This window comes from Chromohalobacter sp., assembly GCF_039830575.1.
Lineage (GTDB): Bacteria > Pseudomonadota > Gammaproteobacteria > Pseudomonadales > Halomonadaceae > Chromohalobacter > Chromohalobacter israelensis.
On sequence record NZ_JBDOOX010000006.1, the window covers coordinates 142,324 to 165,335 of the forward strand.

Annotated in this window: 23 protein-coding genes and 3 tRNA genes; 21 read left to right on the top strand and 5 right to left on the bottom strand. The window is 65.7% G+C overall.

The genetic code is table 11. The annotated features are described in order from the left end of the window. Window positions 1-216: 216 nt before the first annotated feature. From csrA to ABGX75_RS04605, 4 genes are all read left to right on the top strand, one after another. Window positions 217-414 (top strand): carbon storage regulator CsrA, encoded by a 198-nt coding sequence (csrA, locus tag ABGX75_RS04590; RefSeq protein WP_011505935.1) that lies wholly within the window; start codon window positions 217-219, stop codon window positions 412-414. A 212-nt stretch (window positions 415-626) separates the two neighbouring features. Further along, window positions 627-719, top strand: a tRNA-Ser gene (locus ABGX75_RS04595). Window positions 720-748: 29 nt separating this feature from the next. Beyond that, window positions 749-825, top strand: a tRNA-Arg gene (locus ABGX75_RS04600). Between the two features lie 86 nt (window positions 826-911). Then, window positions 912-988: transfer RNA gene (locus tag ABGX75_RS04605), tRNA-Arg, on the top strand. Window positions 989-1,174: 186 nt separating this feature from the next. Here the strand turns inward: ABGX75_RS04605 and ABGX75_RS04610 are convergent. Then, window positions 1,175-1,525 carry a hypothetical protein gene (locus tag ABGX75_RS04610; RefSeq protein WP_035414534.1) on the bottom strand — a complete coding sequence of 117 codons (351 nt, stop codon included), beginning with the start codon at window positions 1,523-1,525 and terminating at the stop codon, window positions 1,175-1,177. Beyond that, a complete protein-coding gene (locus ABGX75_RS04615; RefSeq protein ID WP_179153318.1) occupies window positions 1,518-1,991 on the bottom strand; it encodes a hypothetical protein in 474 nt (157 codons plus the stop codon). Before ABGX75_RS04615 ends, ABGX75_RS04610 begins: the two co-directional genes overlap by 8 nt. Window positions 1,992-2,216: 225 nt before the next feature. Here ABGX75_RS04615 and ABGX75_RS04620 point away from each other — a divergent pair, with 225 nt between their 5' ends. From ABGX75_RS04620 to tal, 17 genes are all read left to right on the top strand, one after another. Next, window positions 2,217-2,558, top strand: coding sequence for a PepSY domain-containing protein (locus ABGX75_RS04620; RefSeq protein WP_035414740.1), 342 nt, complete (start codon window positions 2,217-2,219; stop codon window positions 2,556-2,558). After that, entirely contained in the window at window positions 2,555-3,226 is a 672-nt protein-coding gene (locus ABGX75_RS04625) for a response regulator transcription factor (RefSeq protein WP_011505938.1), read from the top strand. Before ABGX75_RS04620 ends, ABGX75_RS04625 begins: the two co-directional genes overlap by 4 nt. Beyond that, the gene (locus ABGX75_RS04630) at window positions 3,223-4,602 is read left to right on the top strand and encodes a sensor histidine kinase (protein ID WP_347410613.1); all 1,380 of its coding nucleotides are present in this window, start codon (window positions 3,223-3,225) and stop codon (window positions 4,600-4,602) included. Before ABGX75_RS04625 ends, ABGX75_RS04630 begins: the two co-directional genes overlap by 4 nt. A 137-nt stretch (window positions 4,603-4,739) precedes the next feature. After that, entirely contained in the window at window positions 4,740-5,696 is a 957-nt protein-coding gene (locus tag ABGX75_RS04635) for a sugar-binding transcriptional regulator (protein ID WP_011505940.1), read from the top strand. A gap of 114 nt (window positions 5,697-5,810) precedes the next feature. After that, window positions 5,811-7,121: a sugar ABC transporter substrate-binding protein gene (locus tag ABGX75_RS04640; protein ID WP_011505941.1), complete on the top strand. Its 1,311-nt coding sequence runs from the start codon at window positions 5,811-5,813 to the stop codon at window positions 7,119-7,121. 78 nt (window positions 7,122-7,199) lie between these two features. Then, the gene (locus ABGX75_RS04645) at window positions 7,200-8,087 is read left to right on the top strand and encodes a sugar ABC transporter permease (RefSeq protein WP_011505942.1); all 888 of its coding nucleotides are present in this window, start codon (window positions 7,200-7,202) and stop codon (window positions 8,085-8,087) included. A gap of 15 nt (window positions 8,088-8,102) precedes the next feature. Beyond that, entirely contained in the window at window positions 8,103-8,924 is an 822-nt protein-coding gene (locus ABGX75_RS04650; RefSeq protein WP_011505943.1) for a carbohydrate ABC transporter permease, read from the top strand. Window positions 8,925-8,935: 11 nt separating this feature from the next. Continuing rightward, on the top strand, window positions 8,936-10,078 hold the full coding sequence (ugpC, locus tag ABGX75_RS04655) for a sn-glycerol-3-phosphate ABC transporter ATP-binding protein UgpC (protein ID WP_277810817.1): 1,143 nt from the start codon (window positions 8,936-8,938) through the stop codon (window positions 10,076-10,078). Further along, window positions 10,078-10,770: an HAD-IA family hydrolase gene (locus tag ABGX75_RS04660; RefSeq protein ID WP_084075928.1), complete on the top strand. Its 693-nt coding sequence runs from the start codon at window positions 10,078-10,080 to the stop codon at window positions 10,768-10,770. The genes ugpC and ABGX75_RS04660 overlap by 1 nt, the downstream gene beginning before the upstream one ends. Before the next feature lie 77 nt (window positions 10,771-10,847). Next, window positions 10,848-11,633: an L-iditol 2-dehydrogenase gene (locus ABGX75_RS04665; RefSeq protein WP_011505946.1), complete on the top strand. Its 786-nt coding sequence runs from the start codon at window positions 10,848-10,850 to the stop codon at window positions 11,631-11,633. A 2-nt stretch (window positions 11,634-11,635) separates the two neighbouring features. Further along, on the top strand, window positions 11,636-12,607 hold the full coding sequence (locus tag ABGX75_RS04670) for a sugar kinase (RefSeq protein WP_347410614.1): 972 nt from the start codon (window positions 11,636-11,638) through the stop codon (window positions 12,605-12,607). Beyond that, window positions 12,604-13,887: a D-tagatose-bisphosphate aldolase, class II, non-catalytic subunit gene (locus ABGX75_RS04675; RefSeq protein ID WP_347410615.1), complete on the top strand. Its 1,284-nt coding sequence runs from the start codon at window positions 12,604-12,606 to the stop codon at window positions 13,885-13,887. Before ABGX75_RS04670 ends, ABGX75_RS04675 begins: the two co-directional genes overlap by 4 nt. Before the next feature lie 16 nt (window positions 13,888-13,903). Then, on the top strand, window positions 13,904-14,653 hold the full coding sequence (locus ABGX75_RS04680) for an SDR family oxidoreductase (protein WP_011505949.1): 750 nt from the start codon (window positions 13,904-13,906) through the stop codon (window positions 14,651-14,653). A 15-nt stretch (window positions 14,654-14,668) separates the two neighbouring features. Continuing rightward, complete coding sequence (locus ABGX75_RS04685; RefSeq protein WP_301967983.1) at window positions 14,669-15,382, top strand: nucleoside triphosphate hydrolase; 714 nt, start codon at window positions 14,669-14,671, stop codon at window positions 15,380-15,382. Beyond that, window positions 15,375-16,868 (top strand): mannitol dehydrogenase family protein, encoded by a 1,494-nt coding sequence (locus ABGX75_RS04690; RefSeq protein WP_035414543.1) that lies wholly within the window; start codon window positions 15,375-15,377, stop codon window positions 16,866-16,868. The genes ABGX75_RS04685 and ABGX75_RS04690 overlap by 8 nt, the downstream gene beginning before the upstream one ends. A 60-nt stretch (window positions 16,869-16,928) precedes the next feature. Next, the gene (gene xylB, locus ABGX75_RS04695; protein ID WP_110061873.1) at window positions 16,929-18,425 is read left to right on the top strand and encodes a xylulokinase; all 1,497 of its coding nucleotides are present in this window, start codon (window positions 16,929-16,931) and stop codon (window positions 18,423-18,425) included. Window positions 18,426-18,464: 39 nt separating this feature from the next. Next, window positions 18,465-19,415, top strand: coding sequence for a transaldolase (tal, locus tag ABGX75_RS04700; RefSeq protein ID WP_011505953.1), 951 nt, complete (start codon window positions 18,465-18,467; stop codon window positions 19,413-19,415). 136 nt (window positions 19,416-19,551) lie between these two features. Here tal and ABGX75_RS04705 read toward each other — a convergent pair whose 3' ends face one another. The 3 genes from ABGX75_RS04705 to ABGX75_RS04715 form a co-directional block, all read right to left on the bottom strand. Beyond that, on the bottom strand, window positions 19,552-21,006 hold the full coding sequence (locus tag ABGX75_RS04705; RefSeq protein WP_035414547.1) for an NAD-dependent succinate-semialdehyde dehydrogenase: 1,455 nt from the start codon (window positions 21,004-21,006) through the stop codon (window positions 19,552-19,554). A gap of 222 nt (window positions 21,007-21,228) precedes the next feature. Then, the gene (locus ABGX75_RS04710; protein ID WP_011505955.1) at window positions 21,229-22,224 is read right to left on the bottom strand and encodes an LLM class flavin-dependent oxidoreductase; all 996 of its coding nucleotides are present in this window, start codon (window positions 22,222-22,224) and stop codon (window positions 21,229-21,231) included. 98 nt (window positions 22,225-22,322) lie between these two features. Continuing rightward, complete coding sequence (locus ABGX75_RS04715; RefSeq protein ID WP_347410616.1) at window positions 22,323-22,997, bottom strand: hypothetical protein; 675 nt, start codon at window positions 22,995-22,997, stop codon at window positions 22,323-22,325. Window positions 22,998-23,012: the final 15 nt, after the last annotated feature.

Consider the following 23,012-nt stretch of genomic DNA (forward strand, 5'->3'; position numbering starts at 1 on the left):
AAGAATCTTGGCTTTCCGGCCCCATTCGCTTCTACGCTTGAGGGGTAGCGTCAGGACGACGCCGGAAGGCCTGGGTCGGCCTTTCATTCAACGAGCCTCAGGATGCAAGTACGCGTCATTGGCCCTCGGGGCAAGTATGAAGCATAATTTGCTCCCGTACTGTCGCTTGGCGGTGCACGCATCCCGTTGGAAGAAAGCCTGAGAAGGAGATCAGACATGCTCATCCTGACCCGTCGCGTCGGTGAAACACTGATGATTGGCGACGATATCACCGTCACTGTACTTGGCGTGAAAGGTAACCAAGTGCGCATTGGCGTCAATGCGCCGAAAGACGTGGCCGTCCATCGCGAGGAAATCTATCAGCGCATTCAGCGCGAGAAGACCGATAGCGAGGATGACGGTTCAAGCGTCTGAACAGTGACGCATGCGTGGAACCGTCTGGGCTGGTGAAGTCGTCCCCTTTATCGGCTCGGGCAATTCAGGATCAGGCATGCCTTCTGGATCACTTCTAACGCCAAGCACGCAGTAGCAGTCACGGTCGCTGGAAGGGTTGATAGTAAAAGATTTTCGATCTGCCCTAGACAAGACCCCAGCATAATCGGTAACATACGCGCCGTGTTGATGAGGGAGAGATGGCCGAGTGGCTGAAGGCGCTCCCCTGCTAAGGGAGTATGGGGTTTGTAGCCCCATCGAGGGTTCGAATCCCTCTCTCTCCGCCATTCAGCCGGATGCATTGCATCGAAGTTTCGCGCCCGTAGCTCAGCTGGATAGAGTACCTGACTACGAATCAGGTGGTCGGAGGTTCGAATCCTCCCGGGCGCGCCACTTTTTGTTGGCGGAATCGTCACACAGCAATGCGAGAGCGAGCCGCTCTCGATGCGAAAAAACGGTATCGACCGTCATCGCTTTCAGCGCCCGTAGCTCAGCTGGATAGAGTACCTGACTACGAATCAGGTGGTCGGAGGTTCGAATCCTCCCGGGCGCGCCAAATTCCGAGCCCGCCCCTTCATGGGGCGGGCTTTTTCGTCTTGATGCAGGTTCCCCTTCCTTGACGGCTAGCCCTGTGCGCATCGGCAGGCAAGCAGTCGTTTCTGGCACGCCTGGCGTGCCATTTTTTTGCTTCGTGGCAACTGGTTCTGCGGAGACGGCGAGAGACGCCGCGTTCAGGGCGCACTCAGTCGTCGGACTTGACCTGATAATCGCCTTCGAGCACACGTGATGAACGTGCGTTGTCTCGTGTCTGTGCACCGTCCTGCGCGCCGTTGCCGCCGGCCGGGCGGGCGTGCTCGGCACGAAAGGCTTCGGCACGCTTTTTCATGCGGTGGCGCAGAAACGGCAGCATCGCCCAGCCGACGATCAGGAAAAACAGGCCGAGCAGGGTGCCGACGATCATCATGACGCCGAACAATAACCAGGTGGCGAGCAGCTTGAGCCCGCCGGCACCCTGGGAGGGGCGCGCCTGACGCGCCCGTTCCCGCCATTGCTGAGCCGCCTGCCAGGCGGCGTTGTGCTGTCGATCAGTCATGTTCCACTCCAGTGACCGTGAGTCCATTGCGTTCGAGGCGGATGTCGATCTCCTCATTCTGGGCGTCGTAGCCTTCGATATCCACATGCCCTTGCTCATCGACATCCAGTTCGGCAAAGCGTTGCATGCCAGCGTCTCGCGCGTTGTCCAGCGCCTGACGCAGCTCCTCGCCATTCAGGCTCCAGTCGGGCGTGGTGTCCTGGCGGCGTTTTTCATGCACCAGGCTGCCATCCCGGATCAGCATGTCGAGGTCGAGCTGCCAGCCATCGTCGCGCCAGCCTTCGATTTCCAGGCGGTTGCCGTCGTCGATGGCGATGTCATCGTAATGCGTGACACCATGTTCGCCGGCCGTCGCGAGCAGCGATTCGAGCTCCCCCGGCGACAGGCTGCCGTCGTCGGCCATCACGGCCGTGGACAGGCCGCCACTGAGTACCATCGGCATCATCAGCATGTGCATCGTCTTCATGATCGTCTCCTTGCGTTGGCATCGAGGCCGGCGTGATCGCGTTACGCCAGTGATGAAGCGAGCCTAGCGGCGACGACCTTGCAGTCGCCTGAAAACGATGTTCATCTTCCGTTCATGTTCAGGCGTGCCGTCGCCGGGCTGTCACGAGGTTCGTCCGGCCGGGCTGTCGCGGAGACGAGCGCCTTGTTCATGCTGTATTCATGTCGTGTCTGACAGGGTGTGGGCATGAAACGCTTCAATGGATGTCTCAAGGCACTCATGCTGGCGGCGGTGGGAATCATGGCCTGCCAGTCACTGGTCATGGCCGATGACGATGAGTGGCGTTCGCTGCATCGCGAGGTGCAGGAGGGGCGCGTCGTGGCCCTGCCCACGGTGCTCGACTGGCTCGAGCATCGCTATGTCGGGCAGGTGCTCGAGGTCGAACTCGAGCACGAGGACGAGGCGCCGCGCTACGAGATCGAAATGATCGGCCCGCAGGGGCAGGTGGTCGAATTCGAATTCGATGCCGCCAATGGCGAGCTGATCGGCATCGAAGGGGTCAATATCGAGGGGATGACACGTCCATGAAGGTATTGCTGGTCGAGGACGATACCGCGCTGGCGCAAGCCCTCGGCGAAGCCTTCGTCGAGGCCGGGCTGCTGTGGGAGCATGCCGCGAACGGCGAAGCCGCCGATTATCTGGTGCGGGTGGAAGCCTACGATGCCGTGATCCTCGACCTGGGCCTTCCCGATGGCGATGGCACCCGTTGGCTCGCCGCGTGGCGCGAAGACGGCATCGATCTGCCGGTGCTGGTACTGACGGCGCGCGAGCGCTGGTCGGACAAGGCGGCCGGCTTCTCCGCCGGGGCCGACGATTACGTCACCAAGCCCTTCGAGACGGCAGAAGTCCTGTTCCGTCTGCGCGCCCTGGTACGACGCAGCCACGGGCATGCACATCCGATCCTCAAGCTCGGCGAGCTGGCACTGGATACGCATACCGGCAGTGTCACCCTGGCAGGCCGTCCGATCACGCTGACGGCCCAGGAATCGCGCCTGCTGGCGTATCTGCTGCATGCCGCCCCGCGAATCGTGACCCGCACCGAGCTTTCAGAGCATGTCTATGACCGGGACCACGAGCCCGACTCCAACGTCATCGATGTCCAGATCAGCCGCCTGCGTCGCAAGCTGGGCAACCAGCGCATCGAGACCCTGCGCGGCCAGGGCTATCGCCTGGTGGCCCTCGAGGAGACGCCATGAGGCGACGCGCCTGGCAACAGCGCATCGCGCGTACCTCGATCCGGGCTCGGTTGCTGATCGCCTCGCTGTTGCTGGTCATGGTCGCGTTGCCACTGGCCGGCACCGGCCTGGCCTATAACTTCCGCGATGCCGTCACCACTGCCTTCGACGACCGCCTCGAGTCATTGCTCAACGTACTGCTGGCCGGGGCGCAGCTCGATCCCCAGAGCAATGAACTGCGCATGACGCGTTCTCTGGGCGATCCACGCTTCGAGCGCGTCTACTCGGGCTGGTACTGGCAGGTGGCAGGCGAAGGGCAGGCACTGACGTCGCGCTCGCTATGGGACCAGCGCCTGCCGACCGACGACATCCAGGGCCTGGCGGTCTCCGAAGTCGATGGGCCGCGCGGCAATCGCTTGCGGGTCATGGAACGCGACATCCGCTTGCCGGGGCATGCCGGGACGCTGCATGTCAGCGTCGCTGCTTCCCGCGAGGAGCTGGATCGCGAGGTGGCGCGTTTCGAGTGGTTGTTGGGCCTGTCGCTGCTGGCCTTGGGGGCCCTGTTGCTGGTTGGCCTGGCGGTGCAGATCCGCTGGGGACTGGCGCCGCTGCGGCGCATGCACGCCAACTTGCGGGCCGTGGAGTCCGGAGACGCCGAGAGTCTGGAGACGCGTTTTCTGCCCGACGAACTGGCACGTCTGGCAGGTGCCATGAACGGTGTGCTGGAACGCGATCGGCGGCTGATCGAACGTGGCCGACATGCCGCCGGCAATCTGGCGCATGCCCTCAAGACCCCGGTCAGCGTGCTGACGACGCTGGCGGAGCGTTTTCCCGACGAGACGCGTGACCGCGTGCAGGGCGAGCTCGGACGCATCGACGATGCCGTGCGCCACCATCTGGCGCGTGCCTCGGCGACGGGGGGCGGCGTGCTGGCCGGCAAGATCGATGTCGGGAAAACCCTCGCCCCGGTGCTCGATGGCCTGACCCGGATGGGGGAGCGGCGCGGGGTTCGGCTGGACGCCGAGCTGGCGGCCGACCTCAGTGTGCGCATGGATGCCCAGGACCTTCAGGAACTGGTCGGCAACCTGCTCGAGAATGCCCTGCGCTGGGCGTCGTCGCAGGTCTCGCTGCGTTTCTATCCACAGGGCGCGGGCGTCGTGCTGGTGATCGAAGACGACGGGCCGGGGATGAGCGAGGCCCAGCGTGAGGCTGCCCTGGCACGCGGCGCGCGTCTCGACGAACGGCGCTCCGGCTCCGGCCTGGGACTGGCGATCGTCAAGGATTTGATGACCCTCTACGGCGGCCGTCTGCAGCTCGCCGAGTCTACGCTGGGCGGACTGGCGGCGCGTGCCTGGCTACCGTCCTCGCCGGTGGCGCCGAGTGTCACCGAGTCGTGATCGCGGTGCCACCGTGCCATCGTCTCAGTTGTACGGTGCGTGCGCGGTTGCGATGATGCCCGGCATTGGCGTTCGACAGACGTGATGTTCAAGTACGTGGTCGTCCGGTAACGGGCCTTCCAGCAGGAGTAGCGGCGATGGATAAATACGAACTCAAGCGCGAGCAGGCGGCGCGCGCGGCCTGGCTCTCCTACGTCGGTGGGCGCACGCAGGACGATATCGCCCGCCTGCTGGGCGTCTCGCGGCCCGGGGTCCAGCGCTTGCTGGCCCTGGCGCGTCAGGAAGGGCTGGTCAAGGTGCATGTCGATCATCCCATCTCCCAGTGCATGGCCATGGGCGAGGCGATTCTCACGCACTTCGGATTGGATTTCTGCGATGTGGTGCCCAGCGACCCCGAGCTGCCGGAAAGCAGTCCGCGCTTTCTCGCCCAGGCCGGCGCCGAACGGCTGGCGAGCCTTCTCGATCGTCAAGCGCCCCTGACGCTGTCGCTGGGCACCGGGCGTTCGGTGCGTGCCACCGTGGAAGCCCTGAGTCGCCTGGATCGCTCGCAGCATCGTATCGTCTCGCTGGTGGGCAATGTCGCCCGCGACGGTTCCGCCAACCGCTACGACGGGGTGATGGTCCTGGCCGACAAGACCGGGGCGGAGCGCTTCCTGCTGCCCGCACCGGTAGTGGCCGCCTCGGTGGAAGAGAAGGAAGCGTTGCTTGCCCAGCAGCTGGTGCAGGCGGTGTTTCATATCGCCCGCGAGGCCGAAACCGGGGTCATCGGCATCGGCCGCATCGATCCGCGCGCGACCCTGTTCCAGGATCATTTCATCAGCGAGGCCGAACTCAACGAGCTGCTCGAGGCCGGTGCGGTGGGGGAACTGCTCGGCTGGCCGCTGGATATCCAGGGACGGCTCATCGACTGTCCGATCACGCGCCGCATCACCAGCCTGCCGCTCTCGGCACTGGGCGGGCAGCCGCTGATGGGCCTGGCGGGCGGGCACGACAAGGGGCCGGCCATCCTGAGCGCCCTGCGAGGCGGCTGGCTCAAGGGACTGGTGACGGACGAAGCGGCGGCTCGCTATATCGTGTCCGCATTGGGGGCTTAGGCCAAAGTCTAAGCGTGAGGGGTTTGCTTTTTTTGGCGCTGCAAATGATCATTTGAATACTCGATGAGTAGATTGATCAAAACAAATTCAATGATCTTCTCCCAGGAGCTCGCCATGCGCCTTACCTACGCTCTACCCCTGGCCGGAGCCGCGACACTGGCTTCGTTCGCCGCTCACGCCGAGACCATCACCGTGGCCACGGTGAACAACAACGACATGATCATCATGCAGGGCCTGACCGACGAATTCGAAAAGGCCCACCCGGACATCGACCTGGAATGGGTGGTGCTCGAGGAAAACGTGTTGCGTCAGCGTCTGACCACCGACATCGCCACCGACGGCGGCCAGTTCGATGTCATGACCATCGGGACGTACGAGGTGCCGATCTGGGCCAAGCAGGATTGGCTGGTCGAGCTCGACGACCTGCCCGAGAGCTACAACGAGCAGGATCTGCTCAAGCCGATCCGCGACGGCCTGAGCCAGGACGGTTCGCTCTACGCGCTGCCGTTCTACGGTGAAAGCTCGATGATGTACTACCGCACCGACCTGTTCGAGCAGGCCGGCATCGAGATGCCCGAACAGCCGACCTGGGAGCAGGTCGAGGACTGGGCGAGCCAGATCAACGATCCCGACAACGGCGTGTATGGCATCTGCCTGCGCGGCAAGCCGGGCTGGGGCGAGAACATGGCGTTCGTCAGCACCCTGGTCAATACCTTCGGCGGTCGCTGGTTCGACGAGGAATGGCATCCGGAAATCAACTCGCCGGAGTGGAAGGAAGCGGTCGGTTTCTATGTCGACCTGATGAACAACTATGGCCCGCCGGGTGCGACCTCCAACGGCTTCAACGAGAATCAGGCGCTGTTCTCCAGCGGCAAGTGCGGCATGTGGGTCGATGCCACGTCCGCCGCCGGGCGTCTCTACAATCCCGACGAGTCGCAGGTCGCCGACAAGCTCGGCTTCGCCCCGGCGCCGATCGCCGAGACCCCGAAGGGCGCCAACTGGCTGTGGTCGTGGACGCTGGCGATTCCCGCCTCGTCGGATGCCAAGGACGCCGCCAGGACTTTCATTACCTGGGCGACCTCGCAGGACTACATCGAGCTGGTAGGGGAAACCGAAGGCTGGACCAGTGTGCCGCCGGGCACCCGTGAGTCCACCTACGAGAATCCCAAGTACCAGGAAGCTGCGCCGTTCGCCGACTTCGTGCTCAACGCCATCCAGACCGCCGATCCCACCGATTCGACGCTCAAGCCGAGTCCCTACATCGGCGTGCAGACCGTCAACATCCCCGAGTTCCAGGCGGTAGGCACCCAGGTGGGACAGATGATCGGGGCTGCACTTGCCGGTCAACAGTCCGTCGATGCCGCGCTCGACCAGGCCCAGCGTTCGGTCGATCGCACCATGCGCCAGGCGGGATACTACGACTAAGCGATAGCCTCCCGCCGCGGCCGGATCGTCATGATCCGGCCGCCTTTTCCGACCTGTTTCCTTCAATGGGGCATTCCCATGCGCGAGAGAACGTCCGGACGAACCGTCGGCGGCTTCCGCAACGTGTTCCTGCAGGGACCGGCGGTGACGTTGCTGCTGCTGTGGATGCTGGTGCCACTGGGCATGACCCTGTGGTTCTCCTTCCAGCGCTATAACCTGATCAATCCCATGATTTCCGGTTTCGCCGGCTGGGATAACTATACCTATCTGCTCACCGATCCGGCCTTGTGGACGGCGATGGGCAACACCCTGCTGCTGGTCGGCTGGGTGCTGGCGATCAGCGTGATCGGCGGCACGCTGCTGGCGGTGCTCTTCCAGCAGGAGTTCTTCGGTCGCGGCATCGCCCGCCTGCTGGTGATCGCGCCGTTCTTCGTCATGCCCACGGTCGGCGCCCTGGTGTGGAAGAACATGCTGATGCACCCGGTCAACGGCGTGTTCGCCTGGCTGAGCGGCCTGCTCGGGCTGCCGGTGATCGACTGGTTCTCGTCGATGCCGCTGGCGTCGATCATCATCATCGTCGCCTGGCAGTGGATGCCGTTCGCCTTGCTTATCCTGCTCACCGCCATCCAGTCCCTGGACGATGACCAGGTCGAAGCGGCGCGCATGGACGGTGCCGGACCGCTGGCGATCTTCTGGTTCATCACCCTGCCGCACCTGAAGCGGGCGATCAGCGTGGTGATCATGATCGAGATGATCTTCCTGCTGACGATTTTCGCCGAGATATTCGTCACCACCTCGGGCGGCCCGGGGCTGGCCTCGACCAATCTGGCCTATTTCATCTACATCCGCGCGTTGCTGGACTTCGACGTGGGCGGCGCCTCGGCCGGCGGTGTCATCGCCATCATCCTGGCCAACATCGTGGCGATCTTCTTGATCCGCACCGTGGCCAAGAATCTCGAGACCTGAGGCGAGGAGCACTGCATGAATCCTACGATGACCAAGAAACTGCTGCTCACGCTGCTCGCCTGGGGCATCGCGTTGATCGTGTTCTTTCCGATCTTCTGGATGGTGCTGACCGGCTTCAAGACCGAAGGCGAGGCCGTGGCGACACCGCCGAGCCTGTTCTTCGAGCCGACCCTGGCGGGCTATCACGAAGTCATGGCGCGTGCCGACTACTTGAAGTTCGCCCTGAACAGCATCGTGATCTCGTTCGGCTCGACCCTGCTGGCGCTGATCGTGGCGATTCCCTCGGCCTATTCGATGGCCTTCCTGCCGACCAAGCGTACCCGGGGCACGTTGCTGTGGATGCTGTCCACCAAGATGCTGCCGCCGGTCGGCGTGCTGATGCCGGTGTACCTGCTGTTCCGCGACATGGGCCTGCTCGACTCCCAGCTCGGTCTGACCATCGTCTACATGCTGATGAACCTGCCGATCGTGGTGTGGATGCTGTACACCTTCTTCAAGGACATTCCCAAGGACATCCTCGAAGCAGGACGCATGGACGGCGCCGGCACCCTGCAGGAAGTGCTCTACCTGCTGTTGCCGCTGACCCTGCCGGGGATCGCGTCCACCGGATTGCTGTCGGTCATCCTGAGCTGGAACGAGGCGTTCTGGAGCCTCAACCTGACGACCTCGGATGCCGCCCCGCTGACCGCTTTCATCGCTTCCTTCTCGAGTCCCGAAGGGCTGTTCTGGGCCAAGTTGTCCGCCGCCTCGACGCTGGCCATCGCGCCGATTCTGATCTTCGGCTGGTTGACCCAGAAGCAGATGGTTCGTGGTCTCACCTTCGGCGCCGTCAAATAAGGAATTCCGCCATGGCAACGCTACAACTCAACAACATCGTCAAGGACTTCGGCGGCACCCAGGTCATCAAGGGCGTCGATCTCGAGGTCAAGGACCGCGAATTCGTGGTCTTCGTCGGCCCCTCGGGCTGCGGCAAGTCGACCCTGATGCGGATGATCGCCGGGCTCGAGAGCACCACCAGCGGCGAGATCGCCATCGACGGCCAGCGCGTCAACGAGGTCGGGCCCGCCGACCGCGGCCTGGCGATGGTCTTCCAGAGCTACGCGCTCTACCCGCACATGACCGTCGAGGACAACATGGGCTTCAGCCTCCGCCTGGCCAAGGTGCCCAAGGCCGAGCGCCGCGAGAAGGTCCTCGCCGCCGCACGCATCCTGCAGCTCGAGCCCCTGCTCGACCGCAAGCCCCGCGCGCTGTCCGGCGGCCAGCGTCAGCGCGTGGCGATCGGACGGGCGATCGTGCGCAACCCCAGCATCTTCCTGTTCGACGAACCGCTGTCGAACCTGGACGCGGCGCTGCGCGTGCAGATGCGCATCGAGCTGGCCCGGCTCCACGAGGAGCTCGACGCGACGATGATCTACGTCACCCACGACCAGATCGAGGCCATGACCATGGCCGACAAGATCGTCGTGCTGCAGGACGGCGTGGTCGAGCAGATCGGCTCGCCGATGGAGCTCTACCACCACCCGCGCAACCGCTTCGTGGCCGGCTTCATCGGCTCGCCGAAAATGAACTTCCTGGAGGTCGAGGTGCGCGGTGCCGACGCCGAGGGGGTCGACGTGGCGCTGCCCGGCGGCGACTGCCGGGTGCCGGTCGCGGGCGACGGCGTCAGCGCCGGCGACACGCTGACGCTGGGCATCCGTCCCGAGCACCTGGTGCTCGACGAGGCGGGGCCGCTGACGGGCCGGATCCAGGTCATCGAACGTCTCGGCGGCGTCACCTCGCTGTATCTCGAGCACGGCGACAGCGAGTGGATCCTGGTCGCCGACGGCAACGTCGCGCATCGCGTGCACGACGAGGTGCGCTTCACCTTCGACCCGGCCTGCGCGCACCTTTTCACTGCCGATGGCCTGGCCCTGGCGCACCTGACGCGCCACCCGCTGGCCGATATCGACCGCAAGGAAAATCGCGCCTCTTCGGCATCGGACGGCCGCTGATGAAGTCGCCCATGGAGGTGCTGATCTTCGACTGCGACGGCGTGCTGGTGGACAGCGAAGCCATCGCCGAGACGGTGCTGCGCGAGCGACTGGCGGCCTGGCTGCCTGACCTGGCGATCGGTGATGAATTGCGCCGGGCACTGGGCATGACTACCCAGGCGATTCTCGATCATCTGGCTGCCCGCAGCGCGCATGCCTTGCCCGATGACGCCCTCGAACGCATCGACACGGCGATCGAGGCGCGATTGGCCGAGGAGCTCGAGGCCATGGCCGGCGTGGCGGCTGCCATCGAGGCCCTCGATCTGCCGCTGGCGATCGTCTCCAACAGCCGCCGCCGTCGCGTCGTCGCCTCGCTGGCCAACACCGGGCTCGATGCGCAACTCGGCAAGGCGCCGCTGTTCACCGCCGAGCAGGTCGCGCACCCCAAGCCGGCGCCTGATGTCTATCGCCTGGCGGCGTCGCATCTCGGTGTCGCGCCTGCCGCCTGCCTCGTCATCGAGGACAGTGTCTCGGGGACCCGGGCGGCCTGTGCCGCCGGCATGACGGTGATCGGTTTCACCGGCGCCAGTCATGTCGAGCCCGGCCATGCACAACGGCTGCGCGACGCCGGCGCCTGGCAGGTGCTCACGCACATGGCGGCGCTTGGCGAGCTGGTACAGCGCTGGCGCGGCGAGCGTCACGCCGTGCGCTGAAGACCGCCGGGGGGATATGGCCGACGGCCCGAAGCTGGCGCTTCATCATGACTTCACTCGAACAAGGAACCACAGCGATGAAACTCGACAAGCGAACGGCAGTGGTGACCGGCGGCGCGCGCGGGATCGGCCTGGCGATCGTCAAGGGCTATCTGCGGGAAGGGGCGCGCGTGGCGATCGCCGATATCGACACCGACGCCGCCGAGCAGGCGGTCGCCGAGATTCGGGCCGAGGTCGACGAGGCGCCGGTGATGGCGGTGCGGCTCGACGTGGCCGACGCCGACTCGCGCCAGGCGATGATCGCGGCCGTCGAGGCGCGTTTCGGCGGTATCGACATCCTCGTCAACAATGCGGCGGTATTCGACATGGCCCCGGTGCTCGAGGTCAGCGAGGCCAGCTATGACCGGCAATTCGGCATCAACGTCAAGGGGACCTTCTTCACCCTGCAGGCGGTGGCGGCGCATATGGTCGAGCGCGGCCAGGGCGGCAAGATCATCAACATGGCCTCCCAGGCCGGGCGCCGCGGCGAGCCCCTGGTCAGCATGTACTGCGCCTCCAAGGCCGCGGTGATCAGCCTCACCCAGTCCTGCGGCCTCGCCCTGATCAAGCACCGCATCAACGTCAACGGCATCGCCCCCGGGGTGGTCGACACCCCCATGTGGGACGAGGTCGATGCCTTGTTCGCGCGCTACGAGAACCGCCCGGCCGGCGAGAAGAAGCGCCTGGTCGGCGAGGCGGTGCCCTATGGTCGCATGGGGCGTCCCGAGGATCATGTCGGCGCGGCGGTGTTCCTGGCTTCCGCCGACAGCGATTATGTGGTGGCACAGACGCTGAACGTCGATGGCGGCAACTGGATGAGCTGATCATGAGCGCAGACCTGCCTCGCTTCGATATCGTCACCGCCGGCGAGCTGCTCGCCGAATTCGTCGCCGAGCGACCCGGCCAGCGTTTCGACGTGCCGGGACGTTTCCAGGGGCCGTTTCCCAGCGGTGCGCCGGCGATCTTCGCCTCCCAGGCGGCGCGCATGGGGGCGCGGGTCGCCTATGCCGGCTGCGTGGGCAGCGATGGCTTCGGCGACCTGATCCTGGATCGGCTGACCGCCGACGGGATCGATACCGCTGCGGTGGGGCGCGATGCCGAGTATCCCACCGGCACCGCCTTCGTGCGTTATCGCGACGACGGCGACCGCGACTTCATCTTCAACCTGACGCACAGCGCAGCGGCGCGTCTCGACGTCGACGATGCCGGGCTCGAACGACTGGCGGATTGCCGGTATCTGCATGTGATGGGCTCGTCGCTGTCTTCACCCGCGGCCATCGCACTGATCGATCGGCTGGCTACACGGGTTCGCGCGCGTGGTGGCCGGATCAGTTTCGACCCCAATATTCGTGCCGAATTGATGGCCGACCCGGCGACCCGGGCGGCGGTGCTGACGCGCATCGACGATTGCGATGTCTTCCTGCCCAGCGAAGCGGACCTTGCCTGGCTCAGCCATGGCGAGCCGGAGGCCGAGACCGTGGCGAGACTGCTCGACGAACGGCGCATGTCGCTGGTGGTGCTCAAGCGTGCCGCGCGCGGCAGCGAGGCCTTCACGTCGGGTCACGCGCCCCGACGCGTGGCGGCGTATCCCGTCGATGAGCGCGACCCCACCGGAGCCGGCGACTGTTTCGGAGGCGCCCTGATGGCCGCGCTGGCGGCGGGCGAGCCGCTCGAGCGTGCCCTGCAGCTGGCCAGCGCCGCCGGTGCCCACGCGGTGACGCGTGTCGGTCCCATGGAGGGGTGCAGCGACCGCGCCACCCTCGACGCCCTGATTGCATCCCACGGAGGTGCCCGATGAGCGATCATCTGCTCGACCCTATCGTCACCGCCAACCGCGAAGGCAGCCGACGCGGCATCTACTCGGTGTGCTCGGCGCATCCGCTGGTGCTCGAGGCGGCGTTTCACCAGGCACTCGAGGATGGCTCGCCGCTGCTGATCGAGGCGACCTGCAACCAGGTCAATCAGGAGGGCGGCTATACCGGCCAGACGCCGGCCGATTTCCGTGACCGGGTCGCGGCGATCGCCGAGGAATGCGGGTTCGACACCGGGCGCTTGATTCTGGGCGGGGATCACCTGGGCCCCTCGCCGTGGCAGGATCAGCCCGCCGAGACGGCGATGGCCAAGGCTGAGGGACTGGTCGCGGCCTACGCCGCTGCGGGCTTCACCAAGCTGCACCTGGACGCCAGCATGCCTTGCGCCGACGATCCGGCGGCACTCGATGACGCGCAGGTCGCAGCGCGTGCCGCGCGGCTATGCCATGCCGCGGAGCAGGCCGTCGGCGATCGCTGCGGCGAGCTGCGCTACGTGATCGGCACCGAAGTGCCCACCCCGGGCGGTGCCCACGAACACCTCGACGGCGTGGCGGTGACCACCACCGACGACCTGGCACGTACTCTCGCCACTCATCGCGACGTGTTCGAGACCCAAGGGCTGGCGGATGCCTGGGCCCGGGTGCGCGGCGTGGTCGTCCAGCCAGGGGTCGAGTTCGGTCACAGCGAGGTGGTCGATTTCGTGCCGGACGAGGCGCGCGCGTTGAGCCGCGCCATCGCCGCCTGGCCGAACATCGTCTTCGAGGCGCACTCCACCGATTATCAGACGCCCGCCGCCTATGCCGAGCTGGTGGCCGGCCATTTCGCGATTCTCAAGGTCGGGCCGGCGCTGACCTTCGCGTTGCGCGAGGCGTTGTTCGCGCTCGAGGCCATCGCCACCGAGGCGCCGGGCATCGACGCACCGCCGCTCGGTGCCAGTCTCGAACAGGCGATGCGTGACGACCCCCGCTACTGGCAGGCCTATTACGAGGGCGATGCCGAACAGCAACGCTTCGCGCGTCGCTACAGCCTGAGCGATCGGATCCGTTATTACTGGACGCGGCCGGAGGTGGCGGCGAACGTCGAGGCGCTGTTCGACACGCTGAGCCGCCGACCGATGCCACCGACCCTGATCAGCCAATATCTGCCCGACGGCTATCGGGCGGTTCGCGAGGGGCGCCTGGCGGCCGAGCCTCGCGCGCTGGTGCGCCAGCACATCCAGCAGGTGCTCGCGGCCTATGCCCGGGCCTGCCTGCCCGAATCACGTTGAACGGGGGAGCGAGGCGATGCGTCAACTGCACTTCGATTTCAGCGGTAGCGTGGTGTTGATCACCGGGGCGGCCAACGGCATCGGCAAACAGCTCGCCGAGCGGTTTGCGGCAGGCGGCGCCCATCTGGTGCTGGCCGACCGCAGCGAGGCGGTCGAGGCGGTCGCCCGGGCACTCGGCGACACCCACCTGGCCGCGGTGCTCGATGTCAGCGAGGAAGATGCCGTCGAGGCGATGGTCACCCAGGCCATCGAGCGCTTCGGCCACATCGACGTGCTGGTCAACAATGCCGGCATCGGCCCGCTGGCGCCCGCCGAGTCGATGGAGGCCGCGCTCTGGGATGCCACCCAGGCGGTCAACCTGCGCGGCGTGTTCCTGTGTTGTCGCGCGGTGGGACGGCGCATGCGCGAGCGCGGCTACGGACGCATCGTCAATCTTGCCTCGCAGGCGGCCAGCGTCGGCCTGGAGGGGCACCTGGCCTACTGTGCCAGCAAGTCCGGCGTGCTGGGGCTGACGCGTACCCTGGCGCTGGAATGGGGGCCGCACGGAGTGACCGCCAACGCGGTGTCGCCGACGGTGGTCGACACCGAATTGGGACGCTACGGCTGGGCCGGGGAGAAGGGCGAGCGCATGAAGGCGCTGATTCCCACCCGGCGTTTCGCCACCCCCGACGAGATCGCCGACAGCATATTGTTCCTGGCTGCCCGCGAGTCGGCGATGATCAACGGCGCCGACCTGCGGGTGGACGGCGGTTATACCGCGTGCTGACGAGGGACGGGAGCCATGACGGACATCTCTGCCAACGCCGATGACGCGCTCATGATGACGCCGACGCTCGAGGCCATGGCCGAGCGGTTGCTGACGCATGCCTCGCCGGAGCGTCGCACCCTGGTGGCCATTGCCGGCCCGCCGGCGGCGGGCAAGTCGACGCTCACCCAGCGGCTCTGCGAGCGGCTCAATGTCCTGCAGCCGGGTGTGGCGGCCATCGTCCCCATGGACGGGTATCACTTCGACAACGCGGTGCTCGCGCCCCAGGGCCGGCTGGACATCAAGGGCGCGCCGGAAACCTTCGATGTCGCGGGGCTGCTGAGCGACCTGACACGCCTGCGTCGCGACGACGGCGCGGTGGCCGTACCGGTATTCGATCGCCCGCTCGACCTGGCACGCGCCGGCGGCCGCCTGATCCTGCCCGAGCATCGCCTGGTGCTGGTCGAAGGCAATTACCTGTTGCTGGACGCTCCGCCCTGGCGCGAGCTGCAAGCCTTGTTCGACCTGTCGGTGTTCATCGACGTGCCCGATAGCGTGCTGGTCGAGCGTCTGCTGTGCCGCTGGCGAGACATGGGGCAGGACCCGGCCGGCGCGCGGGCACGCACCCATGACAAGGACATGCTCAACGCGCGGCTGGTCAACGATCGCTCGGCGGCGCCGGACTGGCGCTGGCAATTTTACGCTGCTATTCGACACTCGCTCGGCCCCAAGGAGTCTTCCCATGACTGAACTGACCAACGCTACCCTGGCGCGTCTCGATGCCGCCGTCGCCACGCCGAGCTACGACCGCTCGCAGCTCACCCCTGGCATCGTCCATATCGGCGTGGGCGGGTTTCACCGGGCTCATCAGGCGATGTATCTCGATGCGCTGATGAATCGGGGCGAGGCGCTCGACTGGGCCATCATCGGTGTCGGCGTGATGCCCGGCGATACGCGCATGCGCGATGCCCTGGCCGCGCAGGACCATCTCTACACGCTGGTGGTCAAGCACCCCGATGGCCGCTACGAACCGCGGGTGATCGGCTCGCTCATCGATTACCTCTTCGCGCCCGACGATCCCGAGGCGGTCATCGAGGCCATGAGCGATCCCGCGATTCGCATCGTCTCCCTGACGGTCACCGAAGGGGGCTACAACATCGATCCCGCCAACGGCGAATACGATCTCGCGACCCCCGACGTGCGCCATGACCTGGCCTCGCCCCAGGCGCCACGCACCACCTTCGGGCTGGTCATCGCGGCGCTCCAGCGGCGGCGCGAACGGGGCATCGCACCGTTCACGGTGATGTCGTGCGACAACATCGAAGGCAATGGCGATGTCGCCCGCAAGATGTTCACCGCCCATGCCCGGGCGCTGGATGCCGAATTGGGCGCCTGGGTTGAAGCCGAGGTCAGCTTCCCCAACGCCATGGTCGATCGCATCACGCCGGTGACGACCCCGGCTGATTGTCAGGCGCTGGCGGAACGCTTCGGGGTGGAAGACCAGTGGCCGGTGGTCTGCGAACCGTTCACCCAATGGGTGCTCGAGGATCATTTCTCGCTCGGCCGCCCGCCCTACGAACGGGTCGGCGTGCAGATGGTCGAGGATGTCGTGCCCTATGAGCTGATGAAACTGCGCCTGCTCAACGCCAGCCATCAGGCGTTGACCTACTTCGGCTATCTCGCCGGCTACCGCTATGCCCACGAAGTGTGCCAGGACCCGCTGTTCGTCGAGTTCCTGCTCGATTACATGCGACTCGAGGCCACGCCGACCCTGTCGCCGGTACCGGGCGTCGATCTGGCCGACTACCGGCAGACGCTGATCGAGCGTTTCGCCAACCCCGAGATCAAGGACACCCTGGCACGCCTGTGTGCCGAGAGTTCCGACCGCATCCCCAAATGGTTGCTGCCGGTGATTCGCGAGCAGCTCGCGCGCGGTGGCGATATTCACCGCAGTGCCGCCGTGGTCGCCAGCTGGGCGCGTTACGCCGAGGGCGTCGACGAGCAGGGTGAGCCCATCGAGGTGGTCGATCGGCTCAAGGAGCGCTTGATGGCGGTTGCCAGCAAGAATCGCGATCACCCCACGGCATTCATCGAGCAGACCGCGCTGTTCGGCGAGCTGGCACGCGACGCGCGTTTCCGCGATGCTTACCTGCATGCGCTGCATGGCCTGCACACCGCAGGCGCGCGTGCGACACTGCACGAGGTGGTCGAGGGTCACATGGCGTCACGCGACTAGGCAGCGGATACTCGAGGTCTTGCCCCATGCGGGCCATACACTGCAGCGCAAGGAGAGAGCATGTACGTTGGCGTGGATTGTGGAACGCAAAGCACCAAGGTGGTGATCGTCGACGTCCAGCGCGCGGCGATCCTGGGCGAGGCCAGCCGCCCGCATCATCTGATGGAAGGTGACGGCGGCCGACGCGAACAGGACGTGAACGAGTGGACGCAGGCCTTGACCGAGGCGTTTCACGAGGCGGTCGCCAAGGCCGGCATCCAGGCGCGCGAGATACGCGCCATCGGCGTCTCGGGGCAGCAGCACGGCATGGTGGCCCTGGACGCCGACGGCCTTCCGTTGCACCCCGCGAAGCTGTGGTGCGATACCGAGACAGCGCTTCACAACGAGGCGTTGATCGAGCAGCTCGGTGGCCGCGAGGGCTGCCTGGACAAGCTGGGCCTGGTGCTGCAAACCGGCTACACCGCCTCGAAGGTGGCATGGCTGCGGGAGACGCATCCCGAGGCGTATCGGCGCATCGACACCTTGCTGCTGCCCCATGATTACCTCAACTTCTGGCTCACCGGCGAGCGTGTCGCCGAATGCGGCGATGCCTCGGGCACCGGCTATTTCGACACGCGAGCGCGCGAGTGGCGACTCGACGTGTTCGAGACGCTGGCGCCGGAACTCTCGCCGACGCGGGTGCTGCCTCGTCTGATCGACTCCCGCGAGCCGGTAGGCACGGTGCGTCCCGACCTGGCCCGCGAGCTGGGGCTGGCCGATGACGTACTGGTGGCCAGCGGGGGCGGCGACAACATGATGGCGGCGATCGGTACCGGCAACATCGCGCCCGGCATGGTGACCTTGAGCCTGGGCACCTCGGGGACCGTGTATGCCCATTCGGACGCCCCGGTGGAAGCGGAGGACGCCCAGGTCGCCAATTTCTGCGCCAGCCACGGTGGCTGGCTGCCGCTGATATGCACCATGAACGTCACCTCGGCGACGACCAAGGTGCGCGAGTTGCTGGGGCTCGATCTGGAAGCCTTTGGCGAGTGCGTGGCCAGGGCGCCGCTGGGTGCCGAGGGCGTGATGGCCTTGCCGTTCTTCAACGGCGAGCGCGTGCCGGCATTGCCGCATGCCTCGGCCAGTTTCGTGGGCATGACGAGTCTCAATACCACGCGGGACAATCTGTGCCGAGCGGTAGTCGAAGGGACGACGTTCGGGCTACGCTATGGGTTCGAGCGATTGGGCGATCTGGCATCCCGGGCCAGCCAAGTGCGTCTGGTCGGTGGTGGCGCCAAGAGTCCGGTATGGCGCCAGATCGTCGCCGATGTCTTGGATGTCGACGTGATCTGTCCCCGCATCACTGAAGCCGCCGCACTGGGTGGGGCGATTCAGGCCGCATGGTGCGATACCCTGTCACGCGGGACGGGCGAGTCGCTGTCGGCGCTCACCGAGCGGCTCGTCGAGGTGGATCTCGACACCCTCACCCGCCCGCGTGGCGAACCGGTGCGCCGTTATCAGGAACTTTACCAGCGTTACCGTCAGGCGCTGGCCGAACGCTACGACGTCGCGCCATGAGACGCGACCCATGACCCTTTTCGTTACAGGACATTTGCCATGACGCAACTCGAGGCTCTCAAGCAACTTTCGATGGTGGTCGCCGATACCGGCGATCTCGAGGCGATCAAGCGCTATCAGCCGCACGATGCCACGACAAATCCTTCGCTGATCCTCAAGGCCTTCGAGCTGCCCGGCTATCAAGCACTGATCGACGAGACGCTGGCGCAGGTCAAGGCCGATATCGCAGATCCCCAGGCCCGTGTCGACGAGGCGGTGGACCGTCTGTCCGTGGCCATGGGCAGCGAGATCACGCAGCTCATTCCGGGGCGCGTGTCCACGGAAGTGGCCGCCAAGCTGTCCTTCGACCGCGAGGCGAGCATCGCGAAGGCACATCGTCTCATCGAGCTTTACGAACAGCGCGGTATCGGCCGCGAGCGCGTGCTGATCAAGCTGGCATCCACCTGGGAAGGCATCCGCGCCGCCGAGCAGCTCGAGAAGGAAGGCATTCAGTGCAACCTGACGCTGCTGTTTTCCGAGGCGCAGGCACGGGCCTGCTTCGACGCCGGGGTGTATCTGATCTCGCCCTTCGTGGGCCGCGTCACCGACTGGTACAAGCAGAAGACCGGGCAGGAATACACGCCGGAAGAAGATCCGGGCGTGGTGTTCGTGCGCAAGGTCTGCGACATCGCCAGCCGCTACCGCTACGACACCGTGGTCATGGGCGCCAGCTTCCGTACCAAGGGCCAGATCCTGGGGCTGGCCGGCTGCAATCGCCTGACCATTTCGCCGGCACTGCTCGAGGAACTCGAGAGTGAGGAAGGCGACATCGAACGCAAGATCAGCGATGTCGGGGACGCCAGCGAGCGCCTCGCGCCGATCGATGAAGCCGCGTTCCGCTGGGGGCTCAATCAGGATGCCATGGCGACGGAGAAGCTCGCCGAGGGCATTCGCCGCTTCGCCGACGATCAGGCGACTCTAGAGGAGAAGCTCGCCGCGCGTCTGGGATGACGCGCCATCGCGTTGCGTGAAGACAAGAAGGCCGGCGAATGCCGGCCTTCTTGCGTTTCACGGGGGCACAATGCGGCGGATGGCCGGGCCACGGTACCGGTCCGCATCGTCGCCCAGACCGCTTGACGCTCGGTGGTCACCGCTTGGGGCCGATGCAGTAATATTGGGTTTCCAGATATTCTTCCATGCCGGCATGGGCGCCTTCGCGGCCCAGTCCCGACTGCTTCACTCCCCCGAAGGGGATGTGCGGTCCGGTGATGTCCATGGTATTCACCCCGACCATGCCGAACTCCAGATTGCGCAGGAACTTGCGGATGCGGGCATCGTCCTGGGTGTACACGTACGAGGCGAGACCGTAGATGGTGTCGTTGGCGGCGGCGATGACCTCATCGTCGTCATCGAAGGCACGGATGGCCGCCACCGGAGCGAATGCTTCCTCGACGGACACGCGCATGTCGGTCGTGAAGTCGGCCACCAGCGTGGGCATGAAAAACCGGGCGCCGGGGGCCTCACCTTGATCGCGGCCGATGACGCGTGCGCCCTTGTCCCTCGCGTCGTCGACCAGCGCCCGGGCTTTCTCGACCGCGTCGCGGTTGATCAGCGGCCCGATCTCGTTGTCTTCATCGAAGCCGTTGCCCACGTCCATGGCATTCATGCGTTCGGCGAAGCGCTGGATGAAGTCTTCATAGCGTGAGCGATGCACGTAGATCCGGTTGGCGGCGACACAATCCTGACCGCTGGTCTGGAACTTGGCCGCGATCGCCCCGTCGACGGCGGTCTCCAGGTCGACATCGTCACAGACGATGAACGGTGCGTTGCCGCCGAGCTCCATCGCCGTGCACTTCACCGTATCCGCACTCTGACGCAAGAGTTGCCGCCCCACCTGGGTGGAGCCGGTGAACGACAGGGCGCGTACGCGATCATCGGCACACACGGTGTCGGAGAAACGCTTGCCGGCGCAGGTCAGCACATTGAACTCGCCGTTCGTCAGCCCGGCGCGTTCGGCCAATACGGCCAGGGCCAGGGCACTGAAAGGGGTCTGGCTGGCAGGGTTGACCAGCGTGGTGCAGCCTGCGGCCAGGGCGGCCCCGACCTTGCGCGTGATCATCGCCAGTGGAAAGTTCCACGGCGTGATGATGGCGGCCACGCCCACCGGCTGTCGGGTCGTGCCAATCGCGAATGCCGGGTCTTCCGGCGGCAGGGTCTCGCCGGTGGCGCGGCGTGCCTCCTCGGCGAACCAGCGCAAGAAACTTGCGGCATAGTCGACCTCACCACGGGCTTCTGCAAGTGGTTTGCCCTGCTCCAGGGTCATCAGGCGGGCAAGCGCTTCGGCATGCTCGTGCATGCCTTCGTACCATGCCAGCAGTTTGTCGGCGCGCTCGACCCCCGAGGTACAGCGCCATGTCTCGAAAGCGCGCGACGCTGCGTCGATCGCTTCTTCGACATGGGGGGATTGAAGTTCCGGTACGTGACCTATCACCTGTTCGGTCGCCGGGTCGCTGACTTCCCGACGGTCGTCATCGGGGGCGCCGGTCCAGCGGCCACCGATGAAGGCTTGTTCACGCATCAATGCTTTTTCATCGCCTTCCATAGCAATACTCCCGAAAAAACGTTGGCTGACGCTCATGACGCTACGCTCCAGGACGGCACAGGCTCAAGCGCCATCATGTATGGCCATCGTTACCAGTGAATACGTCGGTAATGAATGTCGCAACCTCGTGCACGGCACTTTTCGGTGATGGTGTGTGCACGGTTCGATTGGAGGAGGCCGACATTCGCCGGCCTTGTTCGCTTGGCAGGTGGGTGACGGGGCTCAGCCTTTCCAGACCTCGGCGAGAATTTCGTACGAACGGCGGCGGTCCTCGTGGTCGTAGAAATCACCATTGATCATCAGTTCGTCGGCCTGGGTGTGCGCGAGCAGGTTCTCGAGTTCGTCCCGGATCGTCTCGGGACCACCGACGATCGCCGCGCCGAGGTTCTGGCTGACCATGGCGCGTTCCTGCGGCGACCAGTCGAGCGACTCGACAGGGGGCAGGGTGCGCGTGCTCTTGCCGCGTATCAGGTTGAGGAACTTCTGCTGCTGGGTGGTGGCCAGGTAGTGCGCATGGGCGTCGTTGTCGGCGGCAACCAGGGGGATGCCCAGCATCACGTAGGGGGCGTCCAGTACCTCGGAGGGCTGGAACGTCTGCCGATAGAGGTGGACGGCTTCCAGCATGTAGCCGGGCGCGAACTGGCCGGCGAAGGCGAACGGCAGCCCGAGCTGCGCGGCGAGCCGGGCGCTGAAGTCGCTGGAGCCCAGTAGCCAGATCGGCACGTGCGTCCCCTGGCCGGGAATCGCCTTGACTCGCTGATCGGGCAGGGCGTCGCCGAGGTAGCCGCGCAGTTCGGCCAGGCGGTCGGGAAAGTCACTGACGCCGGCACGTGGATTGCGACGCATGGCCTGCATGGTCACGCCGTCGGAACCGGGGGCACGCCCCAGGCCGAGATCGATGCGCCCGGGATAGAGCGTTTCCAGGGTGCCGAATTGCTCGGCGACCACCAGCGGCGGATGGTTCGGCAGCATGATGCCGCCGGACCCCACGCGGATGCGCTGCGTCTTGCCGGCGACATGACCGATCAGCAACGACGTGGCGGCGCTGGCGATGCCGTCGATGTTGTGATGCTCGGCCAGCCAGTAGCGATTGTAGCCCAGGGTGTCGGCGAGCTGGGCGAGATCGACCGTGCGCTCGAACGTTTCGGCGGCGGTACCGTCGCGGGTGATCGGGGCCAGATCGAGAACGGACAGGGGGATTTGCGAGAGTCGGCTCATGGGAACCTCGAGGGAGAAATGAGTGAGTCGTTAGTCGGCTCAATATTCATCCACTCTTGGGGCATGGGCGCGACAACTCAACCCCGGCCACGATTCGGTCATTCCAGCGCGTCGAGACGTTGACGGATCTGCTCGCGCCGTCCCTGATCGGCGGTTTCCCGTCTCGGCCGGGACGGGGCTTTCATGGCCTTCTCCAGCGCCTGGCGGGCCGCGGCGTCGTGGCCCTGCGCGTGCAGGAAGTCGCCCCAGAAATAGAGCGGATCGATGGCGTCGGGGTCGATGGTCAGGGCCTTTTGCAGCATGGCTCTCGCCTTGTCGTCGTCACCGAAGCCGATCGGCCAGCCGGGGACCTGATAGTAGAGCGCCCCGAGACTGGTATAGGCCGAGCCGTCGAGGGCGGTGTCGTCCAGTGCCAATGCCTTTTCCAGATCGCTCTTGGCCTCCTTGGCCAGCGACAGCGCGCCCAGTCCGCCCTTGGCGCCGGCTTCGCTGCTGCGGATGATCCCGGCCCAGATGTAGAGTTCGGCCGCATCGGGGTGGGCGTCGATCAACGCCCGGGCGCGCTGGTAGAGCTGATCGAAGCCGTCGGCGCGCCGGCGCTCCGGCGTCTGGTACTGGATCTGCGCCCAGCGGCTCTGCAGTTCGTGGACACCGCCGGCGACGGTGTCGCGCATCGCCGAAGCGGTGGGCGAGAGCATTGATGTCAGGCCGATGAGGAAGATGATGGTCGCATAGCGACGCGCGTGACGAGCCATTCGGGAAGTCGCGGACATGAGCGGTCTCCGGGA